This window comes from Stenotrophomonas maltophilia group sp. vghtpe118 (assembly GCF_052605195.1).
Genome location: NZ_CP199672.1, coordinates 3,379,030 through 3,392,634 on the forward strand (window position 1 = coordinate 3,379,030; position 13,605 = coordinate 3,392,634).

Here is a 13,605-nt window from a genome sequence, read left to right on the forward strand (position 1 = left end):
GCGAATAAACGCCCCCAGGGGACGTTGGGCCACAAGGCCCGGCGGTGGCGTTGCTTTGCCCAAAACCAGTCCAATCAGGAGCCGTACCGATGAATCGGATTTATCGCAAGGTCTGGAACAAAGCATTGGGTCAGTTGGTGGTGGCCTCGGAACTGGCCTCCTCCGACAGCAGCGGTGGTGTTGTCGACCAGCGCCGCGATACGACACCAGCCACGCCCGCGCTGTTGGCGGTGGCACTGGGCCTGGTATTGGGATTGGGCATGAGCGGTTACGCCGCTGCGCAGTCGGTGCAGATCGGCGGCAGCGCCACCTGCGTGGCATTCAGCGGCAAGCTGCTGGAAAAATGCCTGGTGGAAGGCTCCGCCAGTGCCAAGGGCAGCAACGCGGTGGCGATCGGCAGCAACAGCAGCGCCACTGCCGCCAACAGCGTGGCGCTGGGCGCAGGCTCCAGGGCCAACCGCGCCAACACGGTGTCCGTTGGCGATGCCGGCAAGGAACGGCAGATCACCAACGTGGCTGCAGGCACCCAGGCCACCGATGCGGTGAACAAGTCACAGCTGGATGCGCAGGCACGCGCCACGCAGGCCGCGCTGGCGGACGTCGCCGCAGATGGAAACCGCTATTTCAAGGCCGATGGCGCAGGTGATGACAGCGACGCGGCGAAGATCGACGGGCAGGGCGCGGTTGCAGCGGGCGCCGGTGCGCAGTCGTTGGCCAATGCCACCACCGCCATCGGTACCCAGGCGATTGCTGCCGGCCTGGGCGCCAGCGCGTTCGGCCAGGGCGCATTGGCAATCGGTGACGCCAGCGTGGTGGTCGGGCAGAGTGCTGCCGCGTTCGGTCTTGGTGACACCGCCGTCGGCGCCAGTGCCTATGCCGCAAGCGAGAATGGCGCGGCCACCGCCTTGGGCGCGTTGTCCGAAGCCACTGCCGATGGCGCCACTGCCGTGGGTGGCGGTGCCGTGGCGATGGGCCCGGGCAGTACCGCACTGGGCCGCGGCGCCACCGCCGCCAATGAAGCATCGATCGCGGTGGGTGCGTTCAGCACCGCCGTGGGTGAGTACAGCGCCGCGCTGGGGTCAAACTCGGCGGCGGTTGCCACGGGCAGCGTGGCGCTCGGCGCCGGCTCGCTGGCCGACCGCGTCGATACTGTCTCTGTCGGCGCCGCCGAATATGGCCTGACCCGGCAGATCACCAGCGTCGCTGCGGGCACTGAAGATACCGACGCGGTCAATGTCGGCCAGTTGAAGGACGTGGCCGCCGTGGCCGATGCCACCGCCAAGCACTTCCAGGCCACCGGCAGCCGCAACAGCGATGCGGGCGCGCTGGCCGAAGGTGACGAGGCACTGGCGGCCGGCGAGGCGGCCAACGCCATCGGCAATGGCACCACCGCCGTGGGTGCCGGTGCCACGGCCGTTGCGCAGAACGCCACCGCCGTCGGCAACAACGCACTGGCGTCAGGTCAGAACAGCGCCGCGTTCGGCAACAACGCACAGGCGAACGGCCCGGGCAGCGTCGCCGTCGGTGGTGCTGCAGTGGATGCCGATGGCAATCCGCTGATCACCAGTGGTGGCGTGCCGGTCGAAACCGGCGCCACCAGCGCAGGCGTCGGTGGCACTGCAGTCGGTGCCAGTGCCGAAGCCAGTGGATTTGCGGCGTCGTCCTACGGCGTTGGCGCGTATGCCGCCGGTGCGCAGTCGTCCGCATTCGGTGCGGTCGCCAATGCCATCGGTGACTACTCCACCGCACTGGGTACGCAGAGCACCGCCACCGGTACCAGCAGCGTCGCCATCGGTGGCCCGGCCGACCTGATTCCGGGCCTTGGCTTCTTCGTGCAGACCCAGGCCAGCGGCGAAGCGGCGACGGCCGTCGGCGCCGGTGCCATCGCCAGCGGTGATCGTGCGGTGGCCAACGGCAGCCTGACCGAAGCGTCCGGTGCGGAATCCACCGCCGTCGGCTACTTCGCTTACGCCCCGGGTGAGAATGCCAGCGCGCTCGGTGCGCAGACCTGGGCCAGCGGCGCGCAGAGTACCTCTGTCGGGTATTACGCTACCGCACGCGGTGCCAACAGCGTTGCACTGGGCGCGAACTCCGAAGCGGTCCGCGCCAACAGTGTGGCGGTCGGCAGCGCAGGCAACGAGCGGCAGATCACCAGCGTTGCCGCGGGCAGTGAAGCCACCGATGCGGTCAATCTGGCCCAGTTGAAGGGCGTCTCTGCCGTGGCCGATGCCACCGCCAAGCACTTCCAGGCCACCGGCAGCAGCAACAGTGAGGCCGGTGCGCTGGCCGAAGGCGAAGATGCGCTGGCCGCCGGCGAGGCGGCCAACGCGATCGGCAATGGCAGCAGTGCACTGGGAGCGGGCGCCGTTGCCATCGCGCAGAGCGCCACCGCCGTCGGCAGCAGTGCGCTGGCTTCGGGGCAGGGCAGCGCGGCGTTCGGCGCGGCGGCCACCGCCAGTGGCAGCAACGCTACCGCCCTGGGAACGCAGAGCAGCGCCACCGGCGCCGGCAGCGTCGCCATCGGTGGCCCGGCCGACATCGTGCCGGGCATGGGCCTGTATGTGCAGACGCGGGCCAGCGGTGTGTCCTCCACCGCGGTAGGCGGCGGTGCGGTCGCCAGTGGTGACCGCTCGTTGGCCAACGGCAGCTTCACGGAAGCAGTGGGCGCGGAATCCACCGCGCTGGGTTACTTCGCTTATGCCGCAGGCGACAACGCCAGTGCACTGGGCGCGCAGACCTGGGCCATCGGCAAGGACAGCACGGCCATCGGTTACTACGCCACCGCTGGCGCCGAAAACAGTGTCGCGCTGGGCGCCTATTCGGGCTCCAATCGGGCCAATACGGTGGCCGTGGGCACCAATGGCAATGAACGCCAGATCGTCAGCGTGGCCGCGGGTACGCAGGCGACGGATGCGGTGAACAAGGCGCAGCTGGACGCTGTGGCAAGCACCGCCGACGGCACCGCGCGCTTCTTCCAGGCACAGCCCGAAGCGGGCAGTGATGCCGGTGCGTTCGCCGAGGGCGAAGGCGCGGTCGCGGCCGGTTCGTCGAGCAATGCGATTGGCGCCGGCGCGGTTGCACATGGCGCTGCCGCGTCGGCGATCGGTGATGACAGCGTGGCGGTGGGTCGCAACAGCAGCGCCACCGGTAACGGCGGTGTTGCCATCGGTGGCCTCGGGCAGGCCTACGATGAGTACAACCAGCCGATCATCGGCGCCGACGGCAAGGCGCAGCAGGTGGGCACCACGGCGGCCGCCGATGCCACGGCGGTCGGCAGCGGTGCACAGGCCACCGGGGCTGCCAGCGGCGCGTTCGGCAATGCCGCCAAGGCCAGTGGCGACAACAGCTTCGCGGCCGGCGGCAAGTCGCGCGCCACCGGCAGCTATGCCGTTGCGGTCGGTGACAGCGCCTTCGCCAGCAGCGATGACAGCACCGCTGTCGGTGGTTACAGCTGGGCGACGGCCAGTGGCGCAGCAGCGTTCGGTTCGGGTGCGTGGGCCACCGCCACCAATGCCTCGGCATTCGGCAACGCGGCCTGGGCCAGTGGCAGTGGTGCGACCTCCATCGGTTACAACAGCTGGGCCAACGGCACCAGCTCCACCGCCGTCGGTCGCGGCGCATTCGGTTATGGCGACAACAGCGTGGCACTGGGCTTCCAGGCGTTGGGCAACAGCCTCAACAGCATTGCCATCGGCACCAATACGGTGGCCGGCGGTGAAAGTGCGATTGCGTTGGGCGCCGGCAGCAACGCCAGCGCCAGCAATGCTGTCGCGCTCGGTGCCGGTTCGGTTGCCAGCCGTGCACGCACGGTGTCGGTGGGCAGCAGTGGCAACGAGCGGCAGATCACCAACGTCGCTGCCGGTACCCAAGCCACGGACGCGGTGAACAAGGCACAGCTGGATGCGGTCGCGAGTACCGCCACCACCACCAGCCGCTTCTTCCAGGCCAGTGGCAGCGGCGACGACGTAGCCGGTGCGCTGGTGGAGGGTGACAACGCGCTGGCTGCCGGTGATGCGGCCAACGCCATCGGCAACGGCGCCACCGCGCTCGGCAGTGGTGCCAACGCGCTGGCCAACAACGCGCAGGCGATCGGTTTCAACGCGCTGGCCAGCGCCGCCAACGCCAGCGCCGTCGGTGCCAACGCCCAGGCGACCGGTGAGTACGCCACCGCGCAGGGTGCGGAAAGCGAAGCCAGCGGCGAGCAGAGCGCAGCGTTCGGTGCCGCCAGCATCGCCAGTGGTGCCGGTAGTACCGCCAACGGTGTGTTGTCCGAAGCCTCCGGCGAGGAAGCCGTGGCGGTGGGCTACTTCAGCAACGCCAGCGGCAGCGGCGCCACCGCGGTCGGCAGCGAGAGCGTCGCCAGCGGCACCGCGTCGGCAGCGTTCGGCATCGGCGCAGAAGCGACCGGTGGCTACAGCACCGCCATCGGTGGCTATGCGCAGGCCTCGGCGTTCAATGCCACCGCCTTCGGCAACTTCGCCAATGCCTCCGGTTCCAACAGCGTGGCGCTGGGCGGCGACTCCGAGGCGTCGGGTGCCTACAGCACCGCCACCGGCCAGGGCAGCCTGGCCACCGGCACCAACAGCGTCGCCGTCGGCGGTTCGCTGTTCGGCGTGCTGGCCACCGAAGCATCGGGCAATTACTCCACCGCCGTCGGTGGTGGCGCCTGGTCCGGTGGCATCAACAGCACCGCACTGGGCAACGCCGCCGAATCGCGCGCGGCCAACAGCGTGGCGCTGGGCGCCGATTCGATCGCGGACCGCGACAACACCGTGTCGGTGGGCGGTGGTGGCAATACCCGCCAGATCACCAACGTGGCCGATGGCACGCAGGGCACTGATGCGGTCAACAAGAACCAGCTCGACGCCGTAGCGGCTGCAGCGGAAAAGACCAGCAGGCAGTTCCAGGCCAGTGGCAACGCCGATGGTGAAACCGGCGCCCTGGTCGAGGGCGATAACGCGCTGGCGGCCGGTGATGCGGCCAACGCCATCGGCAACGGTGCCACCGCACTCGGCAGCGGCGCCAATGCACTGGCGGCCAACGCCACGGCGGTCGGCATCGATGCGCTGGCCACCGGCAACAACGCCGCAGCACTCGGCAGTACCGCACAGGCCACCGGCGAAGACAGCCTTGCGCTCGGTACCGGCGCCAGCGCCAGCGAGCTGGGTGCCAGCGCCGCGGGTGCGCGTGCACAGGCCAGTGGTGCGTACAGCACCGCGACCGGCACCGAATCCAACGCCAGCGGCACGCAGGCACTGGCCAGTGGCTTCCGCAGTGCCGCCTCCGCCGATGGCACCACCGCGGTCGGTGGCTATGCTGAAGCCAGCGGTCGCCTCGGGACCGCGTTGGGCTATGGCTCGGCGGCCAGCGGTGCCAACACCACGGCAGTGGGCTTCGGCGCCGCCGCGGCCGGTAGCGGTGCCGTTGCGGTCGGCCAGTCCAGCGAAGCCAGTGGCGCTGAGAGCGTGGCCATCGGTGGCAGCACCTTCTTCGGCCTGATCCCGTCGCGTGCCAGCGGCACCGGTGCAGCGGCATTCGGTGCGGGTGCGTGGGCGACCGAAGATTACGCCACCGCGATCGGCTGGAATTCGTGGGCGGATGCGGCAGATGCCACGGCACTGGGCGCCAGTGCCACCGCCAGTGGGTTGAACAGCGTGGCGCTGGGCGCCGGCTCCAAGGCCGAGCGCGACAATACCGTGGCCGTGGGCACCGCGGGCGGCGAACGCCAGGTGACCCATGTCGCAGCCGGCACCGAGGCCACCGACGCGGTGAACAAGGGCCAGCTGGACGCGGTTGCCAGCGTTGCCGACAGGACTGCCCGGCAGTTCCAGGCCAGCGGCAACGCCGATGGCGAAGCCGGTGCCCTGGTCGACGGCGACAACGCACTGGCCGCCGGCAACGCGGCCAACGCCGTCGGCAACGGCGCCACCGCGCTGGGCAGCGGAGCCAACGCCATGGCCGTCAACGCCACCGCCATCGGCGTCGATGCCCTGGCCACCGGCAACAACGCCGCGGCTCTGGGCAACAACGCACAGGCCAGTGGTGTCGACAGCGTGGCGGTGGGCAGCGGCGCCAGCGCCAGCGAACTCGGTGCCAGCGCCAGCGGCACCGGTGCCCAGGCCAAGGGTGCCTACAGCACCGCCAGTGGTGCGCAGGCCACGGCCAGCGGCACGCAGTCGCAGGCCAGCGGCTTCCGCGCCAACGCCTCGGCTGACGGTGCCTCCGCGCTGGGCAGCTATGCCGAAGCCAGTGGCCGGCTTGGTACGGCGGTCGGCTACGGCAGCAAGGCCACCGGCGCGAATGCCACCGCAGTGGGTGTCAGCGCCAATGCGTCGGCAGCCGGCAGCATCGCACTGGGTGCCGGCTCGGTGGCTGATCGTGCCAATACCGTGTCAGTGGGCAGCAGCACCAGTGATCGTCAGATCACCCGTGTCGCCGCCGGTACCGAGCGCACCGATGCAGTCAATCGTGGCCAGCTCGATGCGGTCGCGGCGACCGCCGATGGCACCGCACGCTACGTCAAGGCCACTGGTGCGGGTACCGCCAGTGCCAGCGGCAGCGATGCCGCTGCGGTCGGTTCGGCCGCCAGTGCCAGTGGTGCACGCAGCAATGCGCTGGGTGCCAACGCGATGGCCATTGGCAATGGTGCGCTTGCACTGGGCAACAGCGCCGGCGCGTCCGGTGCGAACTCGGTGGCGCTGGGGGCGGGCTCGCGTGCGCTCGATGCCAACGTGGTGTCGGTCGGCGGTGGCAATGGCACCGATGGCCCGGCCACGCGGCGGATCGTCAATGTGGCCGACGGCCGCATCGCTGCCGGCAGCAGCGATGCGGTCACCGGTTCGCAGCTCAACGTCACCAACCAGCGCGTGGGCGCAGTGGAAACCCGCGTGGGCGATTTCGATTCGCGCATCGCGACGGTCGAGACCACGGCGGCCAGTGCAGTCGGCTATGACGACGCCAGCCGTGACCGCCTGACCCTGTCCGGCTTCCAGGGCACCACCATCGACAACGTCGGTGCCGGCAGCATCGCCGCCGGCAGCCGCCAGGCGATCAATGGCGGGCAGTTGTTCCAGTCGCTCAGTGATGCCGCCAGCTTCCTCGGCGGTGGCGCCAGCGTCGGCATGCAGGGCGTGTTCGTGGCGCCGAACTACGTGATCCAGGGCGCCACCTACAGCAACGTCGGCGATGCGCTCGGTGCGCTGGACCGCAAGGTCAGCGAGATCGATCGCCGCACCGCCGGAGGCACGCGTTCGGGAACGGCAAGCCTGCGTTCGATGAGTGCCTCGCTGGATGAAAGCGCACTGGCCAGCGTCGCCGACGCACCGGCCACCGCCGACGCGGCACCGGCCAGCACCGCACGCGTGCAGGGCACGCCGACGGCCGCCGCCGCCGGTGCCGGGATTCCGGTTGGCACCCCGGCCACGGGCTTCAATGCCGTCGCCATGGGTGAGGGCGCAGTGGCCAGTGGCGCCTCGTCCACCGCCATCGGCCAGGGCGCCAGTGCCACGGCTGCCAACGCGGTGGCTTTGGGCCAGGGCTCGGTTGCCGATCGTGCCAACACCGTGTCGGTCGGTAGCGAAGGCAACGAACGCCAGGTCACCAACGTCGCCGCCGGCACCACCGCCACCGACGCCGTCAACAAGGGCCAGCTGGACCGTGGCATGGCCACTGCCAACAGCTACACCGACAGCCGCGTGCAGGCCGTCGCCGACAGCTTCGATGTGTTCAAGGGCGAGATCGACGGGCGCCTGCGCCACATGGATCGCCGCATCGACCGCCAGGGCGCCATGAGCGCGGCGATGCTCAACATGGCCACCAGTGCCGCCGGTATCCGCACCCAGAACCGGGTCGGCGTCGGCATCGGTTTCCAGGGCGGCGAGTCGGCGTTGTCGCTGGGCTACCAGCGTGCGATCAGCGATCGCGCCACGGTCACCTTCGGCGGTGCCTTCAGCAGCGACGACAGCTCGGTTGGCGTCGGTGCTGGTTTCGGCTGGTAAGCCAAACCACTGCGCCGGCGGCCACCCACGCCGGCGCATCACCTGCAACGAGGGCCTGGGGGGAGGTCACGGCAATCCCGGCTGGGCCGGCCGGGAGTCGTCAAGGAATGATGGCCGCAGTGTTGGTTCGATCCATGACCCAGAAGAGGAATTTCGACGTGATCAAGAAGCAGAACCTTCGCATCAATGTGCTTGCCGCCGCCGTGCTGTCGATGACCGCGGTGGGTGCCGTCCACGCCGCCGGGTTGCCGACCCGTGAACCGGTGCGCCAGGCCAGCACCGCCGAGCCGGGCGCCGAGCGCATCATCGTCAAGTATCGTGCCGGCACCGCTGCGGCGGGCGACCGTTCGGCCAAGCTGTCCACCGTGCAGTCCGCGCTGACCCGCGCCAGCCTGTCCGGTGGCACCGCCCGCGCCAGCACGCTGGGCCCGCAGGTCGTGCGCAGGCTCGGCGTCGGTGCCGACCTGATCCGCCTGCAGGGGCGCCTGGCGCCTGCGGAACTGCAGCGCGTGCTGAAGGAACTGAAGGCCGACCCGGCCGTGCAGTACGCCGAAGCCGACGTGAAGCTGCGCCGCACCGAGCTGCGCGCCGGTGACGTGCAGCCGGCGCTGGCGCCGAACGATCCGTACTACCAGCAGTACCAGTGGCACCTGCACAACGCCACCGGTGGCATCAACGCACCGTCGGCGTGGGATGTATCGCAGGGCGAGGGCGTGGTGGTGGCCGTGCTCGACACCGGCATCCTGCCGCAGCACCCGGACCTGGTCGGCAACCTGCTGGAAGGCTACGACTTCATCAGCGATGCCGAGACGTCGCGCCGTGCCACCAACGATCGCGTGCCGGGCGCGCTGGACTATGGCGACTGGGTCGAGAACGACAATGAGTGCTACACCGGCTCCGTCGCGGAGGACAGCTCCTGGCACGGTACCCATGTGGCCGGCACCGTGGCCGAGCAGACCAACAACGGCGTCGGCATGGCCGGTGTCGCGCACAAGGCCAAGGTGCTGCCGGTCCGCGTGCTCGGCAAGTGCGGTGGCTACCTTTCCGATATCGCCGACGCCATCACCTGGGCCTCCGGCGGCACCGTGGCGGGCGTGCCCGCCAATGCCAACCCGGCCGAGATCATCAACATGAGCCTGGGTGGAAGCGGCAGCTGTGACGGAACCTACCAGGATGCGATCAATGGCGCGATCTCGCGTGGCACCACCGTGGTCGTGGCGGCCGGCAACGAGACCGACAACGCATCCAAGTACCGTCCGGCCAGTTGCGACGGCGTAGTGACCGTCGGCGCCACCCGCATCACCGGCGGCATCACCTACTACTCCAACTACGGCACCCGCGTGGACCTGTCCGGTCCGGGTGGTGGCGGCAGCGTCGATGGCAATCCGGGCGGCTACGTCTGGCAGTCCGGTTCCGATGCGGCCACCACGCCGGAGTCAGGCAGCTACAGCTACATGGGCATGGGTGGCACGTCGATGGCCTCGCCGCACGTGGCTGCCGTCGCTGCACTGGTGCAGAGCGCGCTGATCGCCAAGGGCAAGGATCCGCTGGCCCCCGCCGCGATGCGCGCGCTGCTGAAGGAAACCGCGCGCCCGTTCCCGGTCAGCATCCCGACCGCCACCCCGATCGGCACCGGCATCGTCGATGCCAAGGCGGCGCTGGCCAAGGCACTGGAAGAGCCGTGCACCGAGAACTGCGGGCCGGTGGCGACGCCGCTGACCAACAAGGCCGCCGTGGGGGGCCTGAACGGTACGGCCGGCAGCAGCCGCCTGTACAGCTTCGAGGCAGCCGCTGGCAAGCAGCTCAGCGTGATCACCTACGGTGGCACCGGCAACGTGTCGGTCTACATCGCCCAGGGACGCGAGCCGAGCGCCAGCGACAACGATGGCAAGTCGACCCGTCCCGGCACGTCCGAAACGGTACGGGTGAACAAGCCGGTGGCAGGCACCTACTACATCAAGGTGGTGGGCGAAGCGGCCTACAACGGCGTGAGCATCCTCGCCACGCAGTAAGCCTGACGTGTCGTAGTTGAACGGCCGAGGCCCGTCATCCTGTGTGACGGGCTTCGTCTTTTTACGAAAGCTGGCCGCAGGGCGGCGGAAATCATGGCTTAACTGCTAAAGTCGGTCCGATTGACAGGAGAGTCACGTGAACGCGCTCGCTGCAACCGTTACCGACGATGCCGAAGGCCGCATCCTGGATGCGCTGCTGGCACGCGGCCGGCTCAAGGAAGGAGACCTGGCGCGCGCGCGGCCGCTGCACGCCGAGGCCGGCGGCAGCCTGCTGGGCCTGCTGGTGCGCCTGGGCCTGGTGTCTGAACGCGACCAGGCACAGGCCAGCGCCGAGGTGCTGGGCCTGCCGCTGCTGGAGGGCAAACAGGTGCCGGAGGCCCCGCCGCAGGCGCTGGCCGAGGGACTGCCGCTGTCGCTGCGTTTCCTGAAGCAGTTCCATGTGTGCCCGCTGGAGCTGAATGAACACGGGGTGCGTCTGTGGCTGGCCGATGCCCACGATGCCTATCCGCAGCAGGCCGTGCAGTTGGCGCTGGGGGTTCCGGTGACACCAGTGCTGGGCATGCGTGCGGAGATCGATGACCTGGTCGAGCGCTGGTTCGGCCAGGGCCGCAGCGCGATGGGCGCGATCGTGGAAACCGCCGATGGCGAAGGCGGCGCGGTCGACGATATCGAGCACCTGCGCGACCTCGCTTCGGAAGCGCCGGTGATCCGTCTGGTCAACCTGGTGATCCAGCGTGCGGTGGAACTGCGCGCTTCGGATATCCATGTCGAACCGTTCGAGAGCCGGTTGAAGGTCCGCTACCGGGTCGATGGCGTGCTGGTGGAGGGCGAAAGCCCGCCGGCCAACCTCACCGCCGCGGTGATCAGCCGCATCAAGATCATGGCCCGGCTCAACATCGCCGAGCGCCGCCTGCCGCAGGACGGCCGCATCATGCTGCGCGTGCAGGGCAAGGAGCTGGACCTTCGCGTGAGTACCGTGCCCACCGCGCATGGCGAAAGCGTGGTGATGCGCTTGCTGGACCGTGAAACGGTGGTCTTCGATTTCCACCGGCTCGGCTTCACCGACGCCTTCCTGCCGCAGTTCCGCAAGGTACTGGAACAGCCGCACGGCATCCTGCTGGTGACCGGCCCGACCGGCTCGGGCAAGACCACCACGCTGTACACCGCGCTGAGCCAGCTCAACACCGCCGACGTCAAGATCATCACGGTGGAAGATCCGGTCGAATACCAGATCGAGGGCATCAACCAGATCCAGGCCAAGCCGCAGATCGGCCTGGATTTCGCCAACGCGCTGCGCAGCATCGTCCGCCAGGATCCGGACATCATCATGATCGGTGAAATGCGCGACCTGGAAACCGCGCGCATCGCCATCCAGTCGGCATTGACCGGCCACCTGGTGCTGTCCACCCTGCACACCAACAATGCGGCCGGTGGCATCACCCGCCTGCTCGACATGGGCGTGGAGGATTACCTGCTCACCTCGACCATCAACGGCATCCTCGCCCAGCGCCTGGTGCGCCGGCTGGAGCCGACCCATACCGAACGCTACGCAGCCTCGCCAGAGGAGATCGAACGCTTCGAGCTGCGCCGCCTGCAGCCGGAGGGACCGATCCACCTTTACCGCCCGAAGCCCTCGGCGCTGGCGCCGACCGGCTACCTGGGGCGTACCACCATCATGGAATTCCTGGTGATGAACGATGCGCTGCGGCGTGCGGTGATGCGTCGCGATGGCATGGGCGAGATCGAGCGCATCGCCCGCGAAGCCGGCATGCGCACCATGTACGAGGATGGTCTGTCCAAGGCGCTGAGCGGACAGACCACCATCGAGGAAGTGCTGCGCGTGACCGAGGAAAGCTGATGCGTGCAGGACGCCGGGGCTGACATGCCGAACTACCGCTACAAGGCGCTCAATCCGCACGGTGAGGTCTTCGACGGGCAGATGGAGGCGGCCAGCGAGGCCGAGCTGATCGCGCGCCTGCAGGACCAGGGCCACCTGCCGATGGAGACGCAGCTGGCCGACGCCGGCGCGATCGGCGGCAGCAGCTGGCGCAACCTGCTGCAGCAGCGCCCGTTGCAGGGCGCTGCATTGCTGCAGTTCACCCAGCAGCTGGCGACCCTGCTCGGTGCCGGCCAGCCGCTGGACCGCGCGCTGTCGATCCTGCTGGGGTTGCCCGAGGACGAACGATCGCGCCGCGCGATCACCGACATCCGCGACGTGGTGCGCGGCGGTGCACCGCTGTCCACCGCGCTGGAACGCCAGCATGGGCTGTTCTCGCGGCTGTACGTGAACATGGTGCGCGCCGGCGAAGCCGGTGGCAGCCTGCATGAAACCCTGCAACGCCTGGCCGACTACCTCGAGCGCAGCCGCGCGCTGCAGGGCAAGGTCATCAACGCACTGGTCTACCCGGCCATCCTGTTGGTGGTGGTGGGCGGCGCGCTGCTGTTCCTGCTTGGCTATGTGGTGCCACAGTTCGCGCAGATGTACGAGAGCCTGGACGTGGCGCTGCCGTGGTTCACCAATGCGGTGCTGCAGCTGGGCCTGTTCGTGCGCGACTGGTGGGTGCTGCTGCTGGTGGTGCCGGCGCTGGTGGTGCTGTTCTTCGAGCGCAAGGCGCGGCAACCCGCGTTCCGGCTGGCGCTGGATGGCTGGCTGCTGCAGCGCCGTGGCATCGGCCGTCTCGTCGGTGAACTGGAAACCGCGCGCCTGGCGCGCACGCTGGGCACCCTGCTGCGCAACGGCGTGCCCCTGCTGGGCGCACTGGGCATCGCCCGCAACGTACTGGGCAACCGCGCGCTGGCCGCCGATGTGGAAGTGGCCGCCGATGAAGTGAAAAATGGTGCCGGCCTGTCGCTGGCACTGTCGCGCGGCAAGCGCTTCCCGCGCCTGGCCCTGCAGATGATCCAGGTCGGCGAGGAATCCGGCGCCCTCGATACCATGCTGCTGAAGGCCGCCGACACCTTCGAACAGGATAGTGCCCGGCGCATCGACCGCCTGCTGGCGGCGATGGTGCCGGCGATCACCCTGGTGCTGGCCTCGGTGGTGGGCGCGGTGATCGTGGCCGTGCTGGTGCCGCTGTACGACCTGACCAATGCCATCGGTTGACGATGGCACTCCCTGCAACCCCGACACTCCGCAACTGAAAGGACCGTCCATGATTGCCCGTCGCCGACCGATCCGCCTTTCCTTCACTGCCGCGCGCAACCAGTCGGGCATGAGCCTGCTGGAAATCATCATCGTCATCGTGCTGATCGGCGCGGTGCTGACCCTGGTCGCCAGCCGCGTGCTGGGCGGTGCCGACCGTGGCAAGGCCAACATCGCCAAGGCGCAGGTGCAGACCGTGGCGTCCAAGATCGACAACTACCAGATCGACACCGGCAAGCTGCCCGGCTCGCTCAATGACCTGGTGACCGCACCGGCCGGTGTTGGCGGCTGGCTCGGCCCGTACGCCAAGCCGGCCGACCTGAACGACCCGTGGGGCCACGCCTTGGAATACCGCGCACCGGGCGAAGGCCAGCCCTATGAGCTGGTCAGCCTGGGCAAGGATGGCAAGGCCGGCGGTAGCAGCGTCGACGCTGACATCCGCTACCAGCCGTAA

Annotated in this window: 5 protein-coding genes; all 5 read left to right on the forward strand. The window is 69.2% G+C overall.

The window, feature by feature from the left end:
• Positions 1-89: 89 nt before the first annotated feature.
• The 5 genes from ACUDTM_RS15390 (at position 90) to gspG (ending at position 13,605) form a co-directional block, all read left to right on the forward strand.
• Positions 90-7,997 carry an ESPR-type extended signal peptide-containing protein gene (locus ACUDTM_RS15390; RefSeq protein WP_445391399.1) on the forward strand — a complete coding sequence of 2,636 codons (7,908 nt, stop codon included), beginning with the start codon at positions 90-92 and terminating at the stop codon, positions 7,995-7,997.
• Positions 7,998-8,155: 158 nt separating this feature from the next.
• Positions 8,156-10,009: a S8 family peptidase gene (locus tag ACUDTM_RS15395; protein WP_227838246.1), complete on the forward strand. Its 1,854-nt coding sequence runs from the start codon at positions 8,156-8,158 to the stop codon at positions 10,007-10,009.
• A 136-nt stretch (positions 10,010-10,145) separates the two neighbouring features.
• A complete protein-coding gene (gene gspE, locus ACUDTM_RS15400) occupies positions 10,146-11,867 on the forward strand; it encodes a type II secretion system ATPase GspE (RefSeq protein WP_445391400.1) in 1,722 nt (573 codons plus the stop codon).
• Positions 11,868-11,891: 24 nt separating this feature from the next.
• A complete protein-coding gene (xpsF, locus tag ACUDTM_RS15405; protein WP_072168883.1) occupies positions 11,892-13,112 on the forward strand; it encodes a type II secretion system protein XpsF in 1,221 nt (406 codons plus the stop codon).
• Positions 13,113-13,161: 49 nt separating this feature from the next.
• Complete coding sequence (gene gspG / locus ACUDTM_RS15410; RefSeq protein WP_005415225.1) at positions 13,162-13,605, forward strand: type II secretion system major pseudopilin GspG; 444 nt, start codon at positions 13,162-13,164, stop codon at positions 13,603-13,605.

Excerpts from the sequence above, each read along its gene's own strand:
- ACUDTM_RS15390 (WP_445391399.1), top strand. The coding sequence starts at position 90 with ATGAATCGGATTTATCGCAAGGTCTGGAACAAAGCATTGGGTCAGTTG.
- xpsF (WP_072168883.1), top strand. The coding sequence starts at position 11,892 with ATGCCGAACTACCGCTACAAGGCGCTCAATCCGCACGGTGAGGTCTTC.
- gspG (WP_005415225.1), top strand. The coding sequence starts at position 13,162 with ATGATTGCCCGTCGCCGACCGATCCGCCTTTCCTTCACTGCCGCGCGC.